The 19,375-nt window shown below is 75.8% G+C and carries 8 protein-coding genes; all 8 read left to right on the top strand.

The genetic code is table 11. The annotated features are described in order from the left end of the window. Positions 1 to 3: 3 nt before the first annotated feature. On the top strand, positions 4 to 789 hold the full coding sequence (locus tag ACIRS1_RS14015; RefSeq protein WP_360211037.1) for a thioesterase domain-containing protein: 786 nt from the start codon (positions 4 to 6) through the stop codon (positions 787 to 789). After that, positions 783 to 1,967 carry a cytochrome P450 gene (locus tag ACIRS1_RS14010; protein ID WP_360211035.1) on the top strand — a complete coding sequence of 395 codons (1,185 nt, stop codon included), beginning with the start codon at positions 783 to 785 and terminating at the stop codon, positions 1,965 to 1,967. Before ACIRS1_RS14015 ends, ACIRS1_RS14010 begins: the two co-directional genes overlap by 7 nt. 149 nt (positions 1,968 to 2,116) lie before the next feature. Then, a complete protein-coding gene (locus tag ACIRS1_RS14005) occupies positions 2,117 to 2,329 on the top strand; it encodes an MbtH family protein (RefSeq protein WP_360211033.1) in 213 nt (70 codons plus the stop codon). 8 nt (positions 2,330 to 2,337) lie between these two features. Beyond that, positions 2,338 to 3,333: a TauD/TfdA family dioxygenase gene (locus tag ACIRS1_RS14000; RefSeq protein ID WP_360211031.1), complete on the top strand. Its 996-nt coding sequence runs from the start codon at positions 2,338 to 2,340 to the stop codon at positions 3,331 to 3,333. Between the two features lie 44 nt (positions 3,334 to 3,377). Continuing rightward, positions 3,378 to 16,754 carry an amino acid adenylation domain-containing protein gene (locus tag ACIRS1_RS13995; protein WP_402839225.1) on the top strand — a complete coding sequence of 4,459 codons (13,377 nt, stop codon included), beginning with the start codon at positions 3,378 to 3,380 and terminating at the stop codon, positions 16,752 to 16,754. Positions 16,755 to 16,760: 6 nt separating this feature from the next. Then, complete coding sequence (locus tag ACIRS1_RS13990; RefSeq protein WP_402839223.1) at positions 16,761 to 18,056, top strand: MFS transporter; 1,296 nt, start codon at positions 16,761 to 16,763, stop codon at positions 18,054 to 18,056. Positions 18,057 to 18,150: 94 nt separating this feature from the next. Beyond that, positions 18,151 to 18,963 carry a dimethylargininase gene (gene ddaH, locus ACIRS1_RS13985; protein WP_402839221.1) on the top strand — a complete coding sequence of 271 codons (813 nt, stop codon included), beginning with the start codon at positions 18,151 to 18,153 and terminating at the stop codon, positions 18,961 to 18,963. A gap of 123 nt (positions 18,964 to 19,086) precedes the next feature. Beyond that, a complete protein-coding gene (locus ACIRS1_RS13980; RefSeq protein WP_402839219.1) occupies positions 19,087 to 19,335 on the top strand; it encodes a hypothetical protein in 249 nt (82 codons plus the stop codon). The last annotated feature ends 40 nt before the right edge of the window (positions 19,336 to 19,375 follow it).

Raw genomic sequence — 19,375 nt, 5'->3', positions numbered from 1 at the left:
CGCATGACCACCGCCACGCGGGTGCGACCCCGCGTCGAGGGGGACTGGCTGTTCGTCCCCGCGCCCCAGCCCCGGCCCGCGTTCCGGCTGTTCTGCTTCCCGCACGCCGGGGGAGACGCCACCGCCTACACCCCGCTCGCCCGCGCCCTCGCCCCGGCCGCGGAGGTCTGGGCGCTGCGCCCGCCCGCCCGCGGCGGCCGCTTCGGCCACCCGATGCCGGCGAGCTTCGACCTCCTGGTCGACGAGGTCGTGGAGGCCCTCACCCCGCACCTGACCGGTCGGTTCGGCTTCTACGGGCAGAGCTTCGGCGCCCTGCTCGGCTACGAGGTCGCCCGGGCGCTGCCCGCCGAGCGGCGGCCCGAACTGGTCGTCGCGGCCTCCGCCTCGCCGCCCGCCACCTGGACCGGCCGGGACCGCCCCCAGCACACCGCCGACGACCTGCTGCGCCTCGCCGGGATGGGCGAACTCGTCCAGAGCGAGGCGGAGTTGAAGGAACACGCGCTGCACGGCATCCGCACCGACCTCGCCGTGGTCGCCACCTACCGGCCCCGCCCGCACCCCCCGATCGGCTCCGACCTGCACACCGTCATCGGCGCCGACGACCCGATGCTCGGCGCCGCCCGGCTGGAGGGCTGGGCGGAGCACACCCGCGGCGGCTCCGGCCACCACGTCGTCCCCGGCGGACACCTGCTCGCCACCGTCGACGGGCCCGGCCCGGTCGACCTGCTGACCTCCCTCATCGCGCGGCGCGGCGCCGCCCACCAGCCCACCACGGAGTACTCATGCTGACCACCACCGCGATCGACCTCACCGACCCGGACCTCTGGGCCCGCCCCGACACCCCCGAGCTGGTCGCGGAGCTGCGGAGCGAGGCGGCCGTCCACCGCACCGACACCGTCGACGACGGGCCGGTCTGGTCGGTGCTCTCGTACAAGCACTCCGCCGAGGTGCTGCGCAACGCCGCCCTCTACAGCTCCGAACAGGGCTCGCTGCTCGGCGCCGGCGAGGGCAACGTGCCGGTCGGCTCCGGCCGGATGATGGCCCTCACCGACCCGCCCCGGCACCGCGAACTGCGCGCCCCCGCCAACCCGTTCTTCGCCCCCGGCCCGGTGCGCGGCGCGGCGCGCGGCATCACCGACCTCGCCGCCTCGATCGTCGACCGGGCCGTCGAGCTGGGCGAGGTGGACCTCGTCGACGCCGTCTCCGCCCTGCCGCTGTCCGTCATGTGCGACCTCCTGGACGTCCCCGAGGGCGACCGGGAGATGGTCGAACGGGTCTGCGACGTCGCCTTCCTCGGCCGCACCCCCGAGGAGCGCCGGGCCGGCCACCAGCAGCTCATCCCGTACCTGCTGCACCAGGTGATGCTGCGCCGCACCGACCCGCGCGACGACCTGATCAGCAAGATGGCCACCTACCGGGTCGGCGGCCGGCTGCTGCCGATCGAGGACGTCGTCCTCAACCTGGACAACATCGTGGTCGGCGGCGTGCAGACCGTCCGCCACACCGCCGCCATGGGGCTGCACACGCTCGTCCAGCACCCGGACCTGTGGCGGCAGCTGCAGCGCGGCGAGGTCGGCATGGACACCGCCCTGGACGAGCTGCTGCGCTGGACCTCGGTCGGGCTGCACACCCTGCGCACCGCCAGCCGGGACACCGAACTCGACGGCCGCACCATCCGCCGCGGCGACCGCGTCGCGGTCTGGGTGTGGTCCGCCAACCGGGACCCGGAGGCCTTCGACCGGCCCGAGGAGATCCTGCTCGACCGCGCCCCCAACAAGCACCTCGCGCTCGGCCTCGGCGCCCACTACTGCATCGGCGCGCCGCTGGCCAAGGCCGAACTCGGCGCCCTGTTCACCGCGATGCTCGACCGCGTGGCCACGATCGAGCCGACCGGCCCGGTCACCCACAACCGCTCGATCATCAACTTCGGCCTGGACCACTTCCCGGTCCGGCTCACCCCGCGCTGAGCCCGGCCCGCGCCCGACCCCGGCCCGCGCCGGCCGGTCCCGCCCGGGCGGTCGTCCCGCACCGGCCGAACTGCCCAGTTCCTGCCTCGACTCCTGCCCTTCCGTCCCCCGCCCCGGCCATACCTTCGAAGCAACCCAAGGAGGACACCATGAGCAACCCGTTCGAGGACGACAACGCCGGCTACCTGGTGCTGGCCAACCACGAGGACCAGCACTCCCTGTGGCCCGTCTGGATCGACGTCCCGGCCGGCTGGACCACCGTCCACGGCGAGGACACCCGCCAGGGCTGCCTCGACTACATCGAGGCCAACTGGACCGACATCAGGCCCGCCAGCCTGACCGCCTCCCTCGCCGGTCAGTGAGCGCCACCATGCCGACCTGGGAACTGAACCCCGGCCGCCCGGCCCTCGCCCACGCGCCGCGCACCGCGGACCTCGGCGAGGCCTGCGAGTGGCTGCGCGAGAACGAGGCGGGCCTCACCGAGGCCCTACACCGGCACGGCACGATCTTCCTGCGCGGCCTGCCGGTCGCGAGCACCGAGGACGTCGCCGCCGTGCGCGACGTCCTCATCCCCGAGCGCACCCCGTACCGGGAGAAGGCCACCCCGCGCAGCGACTACGGCAACGGCGTCTTCTCCTCCACCGACCTGCCGCCGGCCCAGCCGATCCGGATGCACAACGAGAACAGCTACACCCTCACCTTCCCCGGCCGGCTGCTCTTCGCCTGCCTGGTCGCCCCGGAGGAGGGCGGGGCCACCCCGACCGCCGACTGCCGCCGGGTGCTCGACGAGCTGCCCGCGCACCTCGTCGAGCGGATGCGGGCCTCCGGCTGGACGCTCACCCGCAACTACTCCGACTACGTCTCGCTCGGCTGGCGCACCGCCTTCGCCACCGAGGACCGGTCCGAGGTCGAGGCCTACTGCCGGGAGAACGGCATCACCTGCGAGTGGCTGCCGGACGGCAACCTGCGCACCCGGCAGCTGCGCCCCGGCACCATCCGCCACCCGGCCACCGACGAGGAGGTCTGGTTCAACCACCTCGCGTTCTGGAACGAGTGGTCGCTCGACCCGGACATCCGCGAGGCGATGACCGACGAGTTCGGACCGGACGGCTTCCCGTTCAACACCGGCTTCGGTGACGGCGAACCGCTCGGACGCGCCGACGTCGACGCCCTCAACGAGGCCTACCACGCGGCGACCGTGCGCGAACGCTGGCAGGTCGGCGACGTGATGCTGGTCGACAACGTGCTCTGTGCCCACGGCCGCGACCCGTACCGCGGCGACCGCAGGATCGCCGTCTCGATGGGGCAGCCCGTCGACGTCCTGGACTGCCGGCCCAGTGTCCGGCCCGTCCTGGCCGACGCCTGACCCCTCCGAACACCCCGTGCCGTGACGTGAGTAGAGGAAGCACCGTGATCCCGGTTTCGTACGCCCAGCAGCGTCTCTGGCTGATCGACCAGATCGAGGGGCCGACCGCGCTGTACAACCTGCCGTTCGCCCTGCGTCTGCGCGGCGAGCTCGACACCGCCGCGCTGCGCGCCGCGACGGCGGACGTGGTCGCCCGTCACGAGTCCCTGCGCACGGTGTTCCCGGTGGTCGGGGGAGTCCCGGTGCAGCAGATCCTGCCGGCCGAGGAGGCGCAGCCGCGCTTCCGGGTCGTGGACTGCGCACCGGCCGACTACCCCGGCCACCGGGACGCGGCCGCCGCCGAGACCTTCGACCTGAGCGGCGAACCGCCCATCAGGATCACGGTGTTCACCCTCTCACCGACCGAGCACGTGCTGCTCGTCGTCCTGCACCACATCGCCGGTGACGGCTGGTCGCTCGGCCCGCTGCTGCGCGACCTCGCCACCGCCTACCGGGCCCGGCTCGCCGGCCGCGGCCCCGACTGGGAGCCGCTGCCCGTCCAGTACGCCGACTACGCGCTCTGGCAGCGCGACCTGCTCGGCGACGAACACGACCCGGAAAGCCTGCTCGCCCGCCAACTCGACCACTGGCGAACCGTCCTGGCCGCGCTCCCGGAGGAACTGGAGCTGCCGACGGACCGCCCCCGACCGCCCGCCCCCAGCGGCGCCGCCGACGCCGTGGACCTCGCCTGGGGCGCGGACCTGCACACCGCCCTGCTCGACCTCGCCCGCACCCACCGCACCACCCTGTTCACCGTCCTCCAGGCCGGCCTGGCCGCCCTGTTCACCCGGCTCGGCGCCGGCACCGACATCCCGCTCGGCACCGGTGTCGCCGGCCGCTCCGACGAGGCCCTGGACGACCTGGTCGGCTTCTTCGTCAACTCGCTGGTGCTGCGGGCCGACACGTCCGGTGACCCGGGCTTCGCCGAGCTGCTCGGCCGGGTCAGGGAGGCCCAGCTGGAGGCCTTCGCCCACCAGGACATCCCCTTCGACCGCCTGGTCGAGGAGCTCAACCCGCCCCGCGCCCTCGGCCGCCACCCGCTGTTCCAGACCCTGCTCGTCCTGCAGAACCACGGGCAGGACGCCGGACTCGACCTGCCGGGGCTGGAGTCCGCCCCCGAACCGATCGGCCTGCGGGTCGCCAAGTTCGACCTCAACATCGGCATCGCCGAGCAGCACGGCCCCGACGGCACCCCCGCCGGGCTCACCGGCTCCATCGAGTTCGCCGCCGACCTCTACGACCGCACCACGGTCGCCGCCCTGGCCGACCGGCTCGGCCGCCTCCTCGCCGCCGCCGCGGCCGACCCGCACGCCCCCATCGGCACGCTGGACGTCCTCGCCCCCGAGGAGCGGACCCGCATCCTCACCGAGTGGAACGCCACCACCGCCCCGCGCCGCACAGGCACCCTGGCCGAGTCCTTCGAGCAGCAGGCCGACCTCACCCCGCACGCCACCGCCCTCGCCCACGACGGCGGCACCCTCGACTACGCCGGGCTCGACGCCCGCGCCAACCGGCTCGCCCACCACCTGATCTCCCTCGGCGTCGGCACCGAGACCCCCGTCGCGATGCTGATGGAACGCTCCGTCGACGTCGTCGTCGCCACCCTGGCGGTCCTCAAGGCCGGCGGCTGCTACGTGCCCATGCACCCCGGCCTGCCGCCCGAGCGGATGGCCGACGTGCTCGCGGACACCGGCGCCCCCGTGCTGCTCACCGACCGCGCCGACCCCGGCTTCCCGCACCGGGCCGTGGTCGTCCGCCCCGGGGACGAGAGCGGCGCCCCGGCCCACCGCCCCGGCGTGCCCGTCCACCCGGACCAGCTCGCCTACGCGATGTACACCTCCGGCTCCACCGGCCGGCCCAAGGGCGTCGCCGTGCGCCACCGCGACGTCCTCGACCTGGCCGCCGACCGCCGCTGGCAGGACGGCCGCCACCAGCGGGTCCTGCTGCACTCCCCGCACGCCTTCGACGCCGCCACCTACGAGATCTGGACGCCGCTGCTGGCCGGCGGCACCGTCGTGGTCGCCCCGCCCGGCGCCCTCGACGCCGCCGCCCTGCACGCCGTCACCACCCGCCACGGCGTCACCGCCGCCTTCCTCACCAAGGCCCTGTTCGACCTGGTCGCCGAACAGGCCCCGGAGACCTTCGCCGCCCTGCGCGTCGTCTGCACCGGCGGCGAGGCCGCCTCCGGCGTCCTGATGCGCCGCGTCCTCGACGCCTGCCCCGACCTGCTGCTCGCCCACGTCTACGGACCCACCGAGACCACCACCTTCGCCACCCACCACCCGCTCACCCACGCCGACCTCGACGGCCCCCGGGTGCCGATCGGCGGCCCGCTGGACAACATGCGCAGCCACGTCCTCGACGCCCGGCTGCAGCCCGTCCCGCCCGGCGTCCCGGGCGAGCTGTACATCGCCGGGGCCGGCCTGGCCCGCGGCTACCTCAACCGGCCCGGTCTGACCGCCGAACGCTTCGTCGCCTGCCCGTTCGCCGACCCGTCCGACGAGCCCGGCTCCCGCATGTACCGCACCGGCGACCTCGTGCGGCTGCGCGCAGACGGCGCCGTGGAGTTCCTCGGCCGGATCGACGGCCAGGTCAAGCTGCGCGGCTTCCGGATCGAACTCGGCGAGATCGAGGCGGCGCTCTCCCGCCACCCCGCCGTCCGCCAGGTCATCGTGATCGCCCGCGAGGACCGCCCCGGCGACACCCGCCTCGTCGCCTACTGCACCGCCGACGCCTCGCTCACCCCCGAGGAGCTGCGGACCTTCGCCGGCACCTCGCTGCCCGGCTACATGGTCCCCGCCGCCGTCGTCGTCCTCGACGCCCTGCCGCTGAACGACAACGGCAAGGTCGACCGCCGGGCCCTGCCCGCCCCCGACCTCGCCGCCGACGGCACCGGCCGCGCCCCGCGCGACGAGCGCGAACGGGCCCTGTGCGAGCTCTTCGGCGAGCTGCTCGGCATCGACGACATCACCATCGACGACGACTTCTTCGCGCTCGGCGGCCACTCGCTGCTCGCCACCCGCCTCACCGGGCGGGCCCGCACCGAGCTCGGCGTCGAGCTCTCCATCGGGGACCTCTTCCAGGCCCCCACCGTCGCCGGACTCGTCGAGCGGCTCGCCGACCGCGCCGCCGACGCCCCCGCCCCGGCCCGCCCCGCCCTGCGGCCCGTCGCCCGGCCCGAGCGGGTGCCGCTCTCCTTCGCCCAGCGCCGGCTCTGGTTCCTCGCCCAGGCCGACGGCCCCTCGGCCACCTACAACGTCACCCTCGCCCTGCGGCTGCACGGCCCGCTCGACCCGGCCGCCCTGGAGGCCGCCCTCGGCGACGTCGTCCGGCGGCACGAGGCCCTGCGCACCGTCTTCGGCGAGCAGGACGGCACGCCGTACCAGCGGGTCCTCGACGCCCCCGCCACCGGCCTGCTCACCGTCACCGACCGCCCGACCGACGAGCTCGCCGGCCACACCTTCGACCTCGCCGCGGACCTCCCCGTCCACGCCTACCTGCGCAGCGAGGGAGCCGGGGAGCACGTCCTGGTCCTGGTCGTCCACCACATCGCCGGGGACGGCGCCTCGCTCGGCCCGCTCTACCGCGACCTCACCCGGGCCTACCGCTCCCGCGTGGACGGCGACGCCCCGCAGTGGGCGCCGCTGCCCGTCCAGTACGCCGACTACGCGCTCTGGCAGCACGAACTGCTCGGCTCGGAGGAGGACCCGGACAGCCCGGTCTCCCGGCAGCTCGCGCACTGGCGCGAGGCGCTGGCCGGCGTCCCCGAGGAGCTGCCGCTGCCGCTGGACCGCCCGCGGCCGCCGGTCGCGACCCACCGCGGCGCCGTCGTCCCGCTGGAGTTCGACGCCGCCCTGCACGCCCGGCTCACCGCACTCGCCGCCGAGCACGGCGTCACCCTCTTCATGGTCCTGCGGGCCGCGTACGCCACCCTGCTGCACCGCTTCGGCGCGGGCACCGACGTGCCCGTCGGCACCCCGCTGGCCGGGCGCCTCGACGAGGCCGTGCACGGGCTGGTGGGCTTCTTCGCCAACACCCTGGTGCTGCGCACCGATCTGTCCGGCCGGCCGAGCTTCGCGGACCTGCTGGCCCGGGTGCGGGAGACCGACCTCGCCGCCCACGCCCACCAGGACGTGCCGTTCGAGCGGCTGGTGGAGGAGCTGAACCCGACCCGGTCGACCGCCCGCCACCCGCTGTTCCAGGTGATGCTGGCCTTCGCCGGCGCCGCCGAGGACGGCCCGGACCTGCCCGGCGTGACGGTGACGGAGGAGCCGGTCGACTTCGGCACGGCCACCTTCGACCTCACCCTGCGCCTGGTCGAGCGGCAGGGCGCCGGCGGCGCCGGCGAGGGGCTGGCCGGCGTCCTCGAGTACGCCACCGACCTGTTCGACCGCGAGACCGCCGAACGGCTCGCCGCCGCCCTGGACACCATCCTGCGCCAGGTCGCCACCGACCCCGGCCGCTCCGTCGCCGAGTTGGACGTCCTGACGGAGCAGGAGCGGGCCGCGGACGCCCACACGCCGCTGCCCGGGCAGGTGCCGCTGGTGCCGGCCGCCTTCGAGGCGCAGGCCGCCGCCACCCCGGACGCCGTGGCGCTGGTCTGCGGCGAGCTCTCCCTGACCTTCGCGCAGCTCAACGCCCGGGCCAACGGCCTCGCCCACCGGCTGATCGCCGCGGGCATCGGCCCCGAGCGCGTGGTGGCGCTGGCCCTGCCCCGCTCGGCGGAGACGGTGGTCGCCGTCCTCGCCGTGCTCAAGGCCGGCGGCGCCTACCTGCCGCTGGACGCCGAGTACCCGGCCGACCGCACCGCCGACACCCTGGCGCAGGCGGGCCCGGCGCTGGTCCTCACCGACGGGCGCTGGCCGCTGCCCGAGGTCCTCCACGGGCACCCGGTGCTGGACCTCGGCGACGACGCCGCCACCCCGGATACCGACCCGGCCCCGCGGGCCGCGGCGTCCGACGCCGCCTACGTCATCTTCACCTCCGGCTCCACCGGCCGCCCCAAGGGCGTCGTGGTCCAGCACGGCAGCATCGCCGCGCTGCTCGCCGCCCACCGCACCGGCGTGATGGCGGGCACCGCCCGGCAGCGGGTCGCGCTCACCGCCTCGCTCTGCTTCGACGCCTCCTGGGACGGCCTGCTGTGGCTGGTCGCCGGCCACGAGCTGCACCTGATCGGCGGCGACGTGCGGCGCGACCCCCGGGCCCTGGTCGGCCACGTGCGCGAGCACGGGATCGGCGTGCTGGAGGTGACCCCCTCCTACGCGGAGCAGCTGATCGAGGAGGGCCTGCTGGAGGAGCCCGCACCCGCCCTGGTGCTGCTCGGCGGCGAGGCCGTCGGCCAGGCGCTCTGGACCAGGCTGCGCGAGGCCCCGGGCACCGCCGCCCACAACCTGTACGGCCCCACCGAGTGCACCGTCGACGCCCTGACCCACCCGCTGGCGGCGACCGGGCGGCCCGTCCTCGGCCGCACCGTCGCCGGTACCCGCGCCCACGTCCTGGACGGGCACCTCAACGCCGTCCCGGTCGGCGTGCCGGGGGAGCTGTACCTGGCCGGCGCCGGCCTGGCCCGCGGCTACCTGCACCGCCCGGGTCTGACCGCGGAGCGCTTCGTCGCCTCGCCCTTCGAGCCGGGCGCCAGGATGTACCGCACCGGTGACCTCGTCCGCCGCACCCGCGACGGCGAGCTGGAGTACCTGGGCCGCACCGACGACCAGGTGAAGATCCGCGGCTTCCGGATCGAGCTCGGCGAGATCGAGCGCGCCCTGACGGCCCACCCGCAGGTGCTCCAGGCCGCCGTCCTGCCCGACGCGGACGGGCTGCGGCTGATCGCCTACGTGGTCGCCGACGGCCCGCTGGACACCGCCGGGCTGCGCGCCGCCGCGGCCCGGACGCTGCCCGGCTACATGCTGCCGGCCGCGGTCGTCGCCCTGGACGCGCTGCCGCTCAACGCCAACGGCAAGCTGGACCGCTCCGCCCTGCCGGCCCCGGACTTCGGTGCGCTGTCGGCCGGCCGGGCGGCGCGCACGGCGCAGGAGGAGATCCTCTGCGGGCTGTTCGCGGAGGTGCTCGGGCTGGACTCCGTCGGCATCGACGACGACTTCTTCGACCTGGGCGGGCACTCGCTGCTGGCGACCAAGCTGCTCAGCCGGGTGCGGGTGGCGCTGGGCGCCGAACCGGGCATCCGGGACGTCTTCGAGGCGCCGACGGTGGCCGGGCTGGCCGCCCGCCTGGGCGAGGGCTCCGGGCGCCCGGCGCTGACCGCGGGCGGTGCGCGGCCCGAGCGGCTGCCGCTGTCCTTCGCCCAGCAGCGGCTCTGGCTGATCGACCGGATGGAGGGCCCCAGCCCCCTCTACAACGCCCCGCTGGCGCTGCGCCTGACCGGGCCGCTGGACACCGCCGCGCTGGAGCTGGCGCTCGGGGACGTGGTGGCCCGGCACGAGAGCCTGCGCACCCTGATCGCCGAGGAGGACGGCACCCCCCACCAGCGGATCCTGCCCGCCGGTGAGGCCGCCGTCGGGCTCGACACCCGGGAGTGCCCGGCCGACGAGGTGCCCGACACGGTGGCCGGGCTGTGCCGGCACGCCTTCGACCTGCGCACCGAACTCCCGCTCCGCGCCACCCTGTTGCGGGTCTCCGCCGAGGAGCACGTGCTGGTCCTGGCGCTGCACCACATCGCCAGCGACGGCTGGTCCCTCGGCCCGCTGGTCCGCGACCTCACCTCGGCCTACACGGCCCGCACCGACGGCGCCGCCCCCGGCTGGGCGCCGCTGCCCGTCCAGTACGCCGACTACGCGCTCTGGCAGCGCGGGCTGCTCGGCGAGGAGAGCGACCCGGAGAGCCTGGCCGCCCGCCAACTCGCCTACTGGCGAGCGACCCTGGCGGACCTCCCGGAGGAGGCCACGCTGCCGGCGGACCGCCCCCGCCCGCCCGTCGCCTCCCACCGCGGGGGCCGGGTGGCGCTCGGCCTCGACGCCGGACTCCACCGTGCGCTGGGCGAGTTGTCCCGCGAGCACCGGGTGACGATGTTCATGACCCTGCAGGCCGCGCTTGCCGCCCTGCTCACCCGTCTCGGCGCGGGCACCGACGTGCCGATCGGCTCCGTGGTGGCCGGGCGCTCCGACGAGGCCCTGGACGACCTGGTCGGCTTCTTCGTCAACACCCTGGTGCTGCGCACCGACACCTCCGGCAACCCGAGCTTCACCGAGCTGCTCGGCCGTGCCCGCGAGACCGCCCTGGGCGCCTACGCCCACCAGGACACCCCGTTCGAGCGGCTGGTCGAGGAGCTCAACCCGGCCCGCTCACTCGCCCGTCACCCGCTCTTCCAGATCATGCTGGTGCTGCAGAGCAACGAGCAGGCCGAGCCGGCCACGGCGGGCCTGCGCGTCGAACCCCTCGGCGCGGGCAACGGATCGGCCAAGTTCGACCTCAGCCTGATCGCCGAGGAGTCCTTCGGCCCCGACGGCGAGCTCACCGGGATCGACTGCGCCCTCGACTACGCCACCGACCTGTTCGACCGCGCGACGGTCGAGGCGATCGCCGTCCGGTTCGGCCGGCTGCTGGCCGCGGTGGCCGCGCAGCCCGGGCTGCCGATCGGCCGGGTCGAGCTGCTCTCCGCCGAGGAGCGGGCCGCCCTGCCCTCGGCCGGCCCCGCCCTGCCGGCCGAGGCTCCGCTGCTGCCGGCCGCCTTCGCGGCCCAGGCGGCCGCGACCCCGGAGGCCGTCGCCCTGGTCTGCGGCGACACCCGGCTGACCTTCGCCCAGCTGAACGCCCGCGCCAACCGGCTCGCCCACCGCCTGCTGGCCGCCGGCGCGGGCCGGGAGTCCGTGGTCGCCCTCGCCCTGCCGCGCTCGGCGGAGACGGTGGTCGCCATGCTGGCCGTGCTCAAGGCGGGCGCCGCCTACCTGCCGCTGGACGCCGAGTACCCGGCCGAGCGCACCGCCCACATGCTGGCGGACGCCCGCCCGGCGCTCGCCCTCACCGACGACCGCTGGCCGCTGCCCGAGGTCCTGGCCGGGCTGCGGACCCTGGACGTCACCGGACCCCCCGCGGACGGCGCCGCCGACCCGCGCTGCACCGCCGACCCGCAGCACGCCCTCGACCCGGACCGCTCCGCCGACCCGCAGTGCGCCGTCGACCCGGGCGACGCCGCCTACGTCATCTACACCTCCGGCTCCACCGGCCGCCCCAAGGGCGTCGTCGTCCCGCACGGTGCCGTCGCCGCCCTGCTGGCCGCCCACCGGGCCGCCCTGATCCAGGGCACCGAACAGGCCCACGGCCGGCAGCGGATCGCGCTCACCGCCTCGCTCTGCTTCGACGCCTCCCTGGAGCCCGTGCTCTGGATGTACGCCGGGCACGAGCTGCACCTGATCGGCGACGAGCTGCGCCGCGACCCGGGGGCGCTGGTCCGCCACACCGCCGCGGCCGGCATCGACGCCCTGCACCTCACCCCGTCCTACACCGAGCAGCTGATCGAGGAGGGCCTGCTGGACGCGCCCGCCCCGCGCCTGCTGCTGCTCGGCGGCGAGGCGATCGGCCAGGCCCTGTGGCAGCGGCTGCGGGAGCACCCCGACACCGCGGGCCACAACTTCTACGGCCCGACCGAGGCCACCGTGTACGCGCTCACCCAGCCGCTGGACGCGGTGGAGCGCCCCGGGCTCGGCGGCCCGATCGCCGGTGTGCGGGCGTACGTCCTGGACGAGCACCTCAACCCGGTGCCGGTGGGCGTGCCGGGGGAGCTGTACCTGGCCGGCACCGGTCTGGCCCGCGGCTACCTGGCGCGGCCGGGCCTGACGGCGGAACGCTTCGTCGCCTCGCCCTTCGAGCCGGGTGCCCGGATGTACCGCACCGGCGACCTCGCCCGCCGCACCCGCGACGGCGGCGTGGAGTACCTCGGCCGCACCGACCACCAGGTGAAGATCCGCGGCTTCCGGGTCGAACTCGGCGAGATCGAGCAGGTGGTGGCGCGCCACCCCGCCGTCCGCCAGTGCGTGGTCACCGTCCGGGAGAGCGAGACCGGCGACCGGCTGGTCGGCTACTGCACGGTGGACCGGCACACGCCCGAACTCGCCGCCGAGCTCCGCCGGTTCGCCGCCGAATCGCTGCCCGGCTACATGGTGCCCGCCGCCGTCGTCCTGCTCGACTCGCTGCCCCTGACCGGCAGCGGCAAGGTCGACCACCGGGCCCTGCCGGCCCCGGACTTCGGTGCGCTGTCGGCCGGCCGGGCGGCGCGCACGGCGCAGGAGGAGATCCTCTGCGGGCTGTTCGCGGAGGTGCTCGGGCTGGACTCCGTCGGCATCGACGACGACTTCTTCGACCTGGGCGGGCACTCGCTGCTGGCGACCAGGCTGCTCAGCCGGGTGCGCTCCACGTCGGGCGCGGAACTGGGCATCCGGGACGTCTTCGAGGCGCCGACGGTGGCCGGGCTGGCCGCCCGCCTGGGCGGCGAGGGCTCCGGGCGCCCGGCACTCACCGGGGGCGGTGCGCGGCCGGAGCGGCTGCCGCTGTCCTTCGCCCAGCAGCGGCTCTGGCTGATCGACCGGATGGAGGGCCCCAGCGCCCTCTACAACCTGCCGCTCGTCCTGCGCGTGGCGGGGGAGCTGGACACCGCCGCGCTGGAGCTGGCGCTCGGGGACGTGGTGGCCCGGCACGAGAGCCTGCGCACCCTGATCGCCGAGGAGGACGGCACCCCCCACCAGCGGATCCTGCCCGCCGGGCAGGCCCGGGTCAGCGTCGAGCTGCTGCCGCCCGGCACCGCGCCGGCGAGCTGCACCGCCCGGCCCTTCGACCTGGCCGCCGACCTGCCCGTCCGCGCCCACGTCATCCCGTCCGCGCCCGGCGAGCACCTGCTCGCCCTGGTCCTGCACCACATCGCCGGGGACGGCTGGTCGATGGGCCCGCTGCTGCGGGACCTCGCCACGGCCTACGCGGCCCGCACCGACGGCGCCGCCCCGCAGTGGGCGCCGCTGCCCGTCCAGTACGCCGACTACGCGCTCTGGCAGCGCGGGCTGCTCGGTGCCGAGGACGACCCGCAGAGCCTGCTCTCCCGCCAACTCGGCTACTGGCGCGAGGCGCTGGCCGGTCTGCCGGAGGAGCTGTCGCTGCCCGTGGACCGGCCGCGCCGGGCGACCGCCGGCCACCACGGCGACCGGGTCGTGGTGCCCTACGGCGCCGAACTCCACCGTGCGCTGGGCGAGTTGTCCCGCGAGCACCGGGTGACGATGTTCATGACCCTGCAGGCCGCGCTTGCCGCCCTGCTCACCCGTCTCGGCGCGGGCACCGACGTGCCGATCGGCTCCGTGGTGGCCGGGCGCTCCGACGAGGCCCTGGACGACCTGGTCGGCTTCTTCGTCAACACCCTGGTGCTGCGCACCGACACCTCCGGCAACCCGAGCTTCACCGAGCTGCTGGCCCGGGTCCGGGAGACCCAACTCGACGCCCACGCCCACCAGGACGTGCCCTTCGAGCGGCTCGTCGAGGAGCTCAACCCGGCCCGCTCGCTGGCCCGCCACCCGCTGTTCCAGGTGGCGCTGCTGCTGGAGGGCCAGGGGGACTCCGCGCCGTTCGCCCCGGCCGGGCTCGACGCCTCCGTCGAGTCCTCCGACGGGACGGTCGCCAAGTTCGACCTGAGCGTGGGCCTCGGCGAGTCCTTCGACGCGGACGGCGCGCCCGCCGGGCTGGAGTGCGCGATCGACTACGCCACCGACCTGTTCGACCGCGCGACGGTCGAGGCGATCGCCGTCCGGTTCGGCCGGCTGCTGGCCGCGGTGGCCGCGCAGCCGGGGCTGCCGATCGGCCGGGTCGAGCTGCTCTCCGCCGAGGAGCGGGCCGCCCTGCCCTCGGCCGGCCCCGCCCTGCCGGCCGAGGTCCCGCTGCTGCCGGCCGCCTTCGCGGCCCAGGCGGCCGCGACCCCGGAGGCCGTCGCCCTGGTCTGCGGCGACACCCGGCTGACCTTCGCCCAGCTGAACGCCCGCGCCAACCGGCTTGCCCACCACCTGATCGCGGCGGGCGTCGGCCCCGAGTCGGTGGTCGCCCTGGCCCTGCCGCGCTCGGCCGGGAGCGTGGTCGCGATCCTCGCCGTGCTCAAGGCGGGCGCCGCCTACCTGCCCCTGGACCCGGACCACCCGGCCGAGCGCACCGCCGCCACCCTCGCCGACGCGGGCGCAGCCCTCGTCCTCACCGACGAGGGCTGGCCGAAGCCCGAGGCCCTGACCGCACGGCCCACCCTGGACCTCGGCGCGGCCGACGGACCGGACACCGACCCGGCACCGCGCGCCACGGCCGACAACGCCGCCTACCTCATCTACACCTCCGGATCCACCGGCCGCCCCAAGGGCGTCGTCGTCCCGCACGGGGGCATCGCCGCCCTGCTGGCCGCCCACCGCGGCGGGCTGATCGCCACCGCCGAGGCCGCCCACGGCCGGCTGCGCGTCGCGCTCACCGCCTCGCTCGGCTTCGACGGATCCCTGCAGAGCCTGCTCTGGCTGTTCGCCGGGCACGAGCTGCACCTGATCGGCGACGAGCTCCGCCGCGACCCGGCCGCCCTGGTCCGGCACGTCCGCGCGGCCGGCATCGGGGCCATGGACGTCACCCCGTCCTACGCCGAGCAGCTCCTCGCCGAGGGCCTGCTCGACGCCGCCGCACCGCCGGTGCTGGTGCTCGGCGGCGAGGCCGTCGGACAGCAGCTGTGGACGAGCCTGCGCGCGGCACCGGGCACCGCCGCCCACAACCTGTACGGCCCGACCGAGGCCACCGTCTACGCCCTCGCCCAGCCGCTGGACGCGGTGGAGCGCCCCGGGCTCGGCGGCCCGATCGCCGGTGTGCGGGCGTACGTCCTGGACGAGCACCTCAACCCCGTCCCCCCGGGCGTGCCGGGGGAGCTGTACCTGGCCGGTCCGGGTCTGGCCCGCGGCTACCTGGGCCGGCCGGGCCTGACGGCGGAACGGTTCGTCGCCTGCCCCTTCGATCCGGAAACCGGGCCCCTGCTGCCCGGTGGCGGGCAAGCCGGGACCCTCCTGCCCGGTGGCGGGCAAGGAGGGAGGATGTACCGCACCGGCGACCTCGCCCGCCGCACCCGCGACGGCGGCGTGGAGTACCTCGGCCGCACCGACCACCAGGTGAAGATCCGCGGCTTCCGCATCGAACTCGGCGAGATCGAGCACGTGCTGACCCTCCACCCGGGCGTGGGCGCCGCCGCCGTCCTGCCCGACCCGGACGGCCTGCGGCTGGTCGCCTACGTCGTCACCGACGGCCCGGTCGACACCGCCGAACTGCGCGCCTTCGCCGCCGGACACCTGCCCGGCTACATGGTGCCCGCCGCCGTCGTCCCGCTGGCCGCGCTGCCGCTCACCGGCAGCGGCAAGCTCGACCGGGCGGCACTGCCCGCACCGGACTTCGGACTGCTCACCGGCGGCCGCGCCCCCCGGACACCCCAGGAGGAGCTCCTCTGCGAGCTGTTCGCCGAGACCCTCGGCCTGGAGACCGTCGGCATCGACGACGACTTCTTCGACCTCGGCGGCCACTCGCTGCTCGCCATGAAGCTGCTCGCCCGCGTCCGCACCGCCCTCGGCACGGACCCCGGCATGCGGGCGCTGTTCGAGGCGCCCACCGTGGCCGGGCTCGCCCGGCGGCTCGACCACGGCCCGGCCGCCGACGCCCTGGACGTCCTGCTGCCGCTGCGCACCGGCGGCGACCGCCCCCCGCTGTTCTGCGTCCACCCGGCGGCCGGCATCAGCTGGGTCTACTCCGGCCTGCTCCGCCACCTCGGCCCCGACCAGCCGGTCTACGGCCTCCAGGCCCGCGGCCTGCGCGGCGGCGCACCGGCGAGCGTCGCCGAGATCGCCGAGGACTACGTGCGGCAGATCCGCGCGGTCCGCCCCGACGGCCCGTACCACCTGCTGGGCTGGTCCTTCGGCGCGGTCGTCGCGCAGGAGATGGCCGTCCGCCTGCAGGCGGAGGGCGCCGAGGTCGGCCTGCTCGCCCTGCTGGACGGCGCGCCGGCGGCCCGCACCGACGACGCCCCGCCCGTCGAGGCCGTCGACACGCTGGCCGAACTGCTCCACTCGCTCGGCTACGACCCGGCGGACGGCCGGGGGCTCGCCGACCTGCGGGCCGTGCTCGGCGAGGCGGTCGCCGTCCTGCCGGAGGTCTTCGACCGGCACCGCAAGCTGATGGCCGAGCACGTGCCCAGCCGCTACCGGGGCCCCGTCGTCTTCTTCGGGGCCACCACCGGCAAGCCCGCCGACTGGCCGTACGAGCAGGCCTGGCACCCGTACCTGGACGGGGCGGTCGAGCCCCACCGCCTGGACTGCGCGCACGGCGAGCTGGCCGGGCCGGAACCCCTCGCACGGATCGCCGCCGTGCTCGCCGAGAAGCTTGGAGCGTGATCCGCGATGACCACCACCGTCCCGATCGAGTCACCGGCGCCGCCGCGCCCGCCGCGCCGCCGGTGGGGGCTCTGGGCCCACGGGGACTTCCGCCGGCTCTGGATCGGTGAGACCACCAGCAACCTCGGCACCGCCGTCGGGAGCGTGGCGCTGTCCCTGGTGGCCGTGGTCACCCTGGGCGCCGGCCCGCTCGCGGTGGGCGTGATCAACGCAGCCGCCTGGCTGCCCTGGCTCTTCCTCGGCCTTCCGGCCGGCGCCTGGGTGGACCGCTGGCCGCGGCTGCGGGTGATGCTGGTCTGCGACCTCCTGCTGCTCCTGTTCTTCGGCAGCGTCCCGGTGGCCGCCTGGCTGGGGGCGCTCTCGCTCGCCCAGCTGGTGGTGGTGGCCCTGCTGACCGGAGCGGTGAAGGTGTTCTTCTCCACCGCGTACGGCGCGGTGCTGCCCACCCTGGTGGCGAAGGCCGACCTGCTGGAGGCCAACGTCAAGCTGCGCTCCGGGGCCTCGGCGGCGGAGATCGCCGGGCCGGGCGCGGCCGGTCTGCTCTCGCAGGCCTTCGGCGCCGCCAGCGGGATGCTCGTCGACTCGCTGACCTACCTGGTGTCGGCGATCTGCCTGCGGCGGATCAGGACGCAGGAGCACCCCCCGCCGGCGTCAGAGCGGCGCGGCATCCCGCGCGAGATCGGCGAGGGCGTGCGGTTCCTGCTGCGCGACCCGTACCTGCGGACCTTCGCCTGCTTCGCGGCGGTCGGCAACCTGGGGCTGAACGGCATCCAGGCGGTGCAGACGGTCTTCCTGGTGCGCAGCGTCGGGATCGAACCGGGCGCGGTGGGCGCGGTGTTCGCCCTGGTGAGCGTCGGCGGCCTGGCCGGGGCGATGCTGGCCGGGCGGATCGCCCGCCGGCTGGGCACCGCGCGCGGCCTGCTGGCCTGCGAGCTGGTGGCCGCGCCGTTCATCCTGCTGCTGCCGCTGGCGGGCGAGCGGCTGCCGCTGGCGGTGAGCGCGCTCGCCTGGGCCGTCGCGGTCTGCGGCGTGGTCGCCGGCAACGTCCTGGCCGGCAGCTTCTCCCAGGCCTACTGCCCGCCCGAGCTGATCGGCCGGATCCGGGCCAGCTCCGCGACCCTCAACTACAGCGCCATCCCGGTGGGCGCCCTGCTCGGCGGCTACCTGGGCGAGGTGCTCGGCGCCCGCACCACCATCTGGGTGATGGCCGGGGTGCTGCTCTCGGCCGGTCTGCTGCTGCTGGCCAGCCCGCTGCGCGGCCTGCGGGACTTCCCGACCCGGCCGTCCACGCCCGCAGCCTGACCGACCGTCATCTGCTCCTGCCGTCCCCGCCGTTCCCCGTCCCCTCCCCCGCCGTCCCCCCGACCTCTCCCCGCCCCGCTTCCGGAGGACCCCGATGACCCGCACCGCCCGTCCGCGCCGCTACCTGATGTGCCGGCCGACCCACTTCGACGTCACCTACGCCATCAACCCGTGGATGGACCCGGCCAAGCCGGTGGACACCGACCTCGCCGTCGCCCAGTGGGAGCGGCTCTACGCCCTCTACGCCGAACTCGGCCACCAGGTCGACCTGATCGACCCGCTGCCCGGCCTGCCCGACATGGTCTACGCGGCCAACGGGGCCACCGTCGTGGACGGCAGGGTGCTCGGCGCGCGCTTCCGCAACACCGAACGGGCCGCGGAGGGCCCCGCCTACCTGGAGTGGTTCCGCGACCGCGGCTTCGCGACGCACGACCCCGAGCACGTCAACGAGGGCGAGGGCGACCTCCTGCTGACCGCGGGCTACGTGCTGGCCGGCCGGGGCTTCCGCAGCGTGGCGGAGGGCCACGCCGAGGCGCAGGAGTTCTTCGGCCGGCCGGTGGTGGGCCTGGAGCTGGTCGACCCGCGCTTCTACCACCTCGACACCGCGCTGTCGGTGCTCGACGGGGACGAGATCATGTACTACCCGGAGGCGTTCTCGCCCGGCAGCCGGGCCGTCCTGCGCCGGCTCTTCCCGGACGCCCTGCTGGTGAGCGAGGCCGACGCCGAGGTCTTCGGGCTCAACGCGGTGAGCGACGGCCTGCACGTGGTGCTGCCGGAGGCGGCCGTGGGCCTGGCGGCGCGGCTGCGGGAGCGCGGCTTCCGGCCGATCGGGATGGACCTGAGCGAGCTGCTCAAGGGCGGCGGCAGTGTGAAGTGCTGCACCCTGGAGATCCGCGCGGCCGCCTGATCCGGCGGTCGGTGACCATCGGTGCTCCGCCGTAGATCGGCCGTTGAACGGCCCCCGCAAGACTGGTGCCACACCACGAAGGAGCCCTTCCCTACCAGGGAAGCGACCAAGGGAGCACCAGAGATGACGAAGCGTCCGGCCACCGCCTCCGCCCGCCGCCTGTTCGCCGCCGGCCTCGGGGTGGCCCTCGCCCTCGGCGCCGGCGTCACCGCCACGGCCGCGGTGGCGGGGGCGGGGGCGGCCGGCACCGGGTCGGCGACGGTGGTGGTCGGTGACGCGACCCCGACTCCCACCCCCGCCGCCCCGACCCCGACCCCGACCTCCACCACCGTGCACGGCAGCACCGGCGACTGGAACAGCACCGGCTCCTGAGCGGGCGGGCCCGACTGCAGGATCGATTCTTCCTGGGACA

The sequence above is a fragment of the Kitasatospora sp. NPDC101176 genome, assembly GCF_044768035.1.
Taxonomy (GTDB): domain Bacteria; phylum Actinomycetota; class Actinomycetes; order Streptomycetales; family Streptomycetaceae; genus Kitasatospora.
Note: the sequence above shows the minus strand (reverse complement) of the source record. Positions and strands in the feature narration are given on the sequence as shown.

What these genes read in the sequence shown, in the direction of transcription:
- ACIRS1_RS13990 (WP_402839223.1), top strand. Translation starts at nt 16,761, where the DNA reads ATGACCACCACCGTCCCGATCGAGTCACCGGCGCCGCCGCGCCCGCCG.
- ACIRS1_RS14000 (WP_360211031.1), top strand. Translation starts at nt 2,338, where the DNA reads ATGCCGACCTGGGAACTGAACCCCGGCCGCCCGGCCCTCGCCCACGCG.
- ACIRS1_RS13980 (WP_402839219.1), top strand. Translation starts at nt 19,087, where the DNA reads ATGACGAAGCGTCCGGCCACCGCCTCCGCCCGCCGCCTGTTCGCCGCC.
- ACIRS1_RS14010 (WP_360211035.1), top strand. Translation starts at nt 783, where the DNA reads ATGCTGACCACCACCGCGATCGACCTCACCGACCCGGACCTCTGGGCC.
- ACIRS1_RS14005 (WP_360211033.1), top strand. Translation starts at nt 2,117, where the DNA reads ATGAGCAACCCGTTCGAGGACGACAACGCCGGCTACCTGGTGCTGGCC.
- ddaH (WP_402839221.1), top strand. Translation starts at nt 18,151, where the DNA reads ATGACCCGCACCGCCCGTCCGCGCCGCTACCTGATGTGCCGGCCGACC.
- ACIRS1_RS14015 (WP_360211037.1), top strand. Translation starts at nt 4, where the DNA reads ATGACCACCGCCACGCGGGTGCGACCCCGCGTCGAGGGGGACTGGCTG.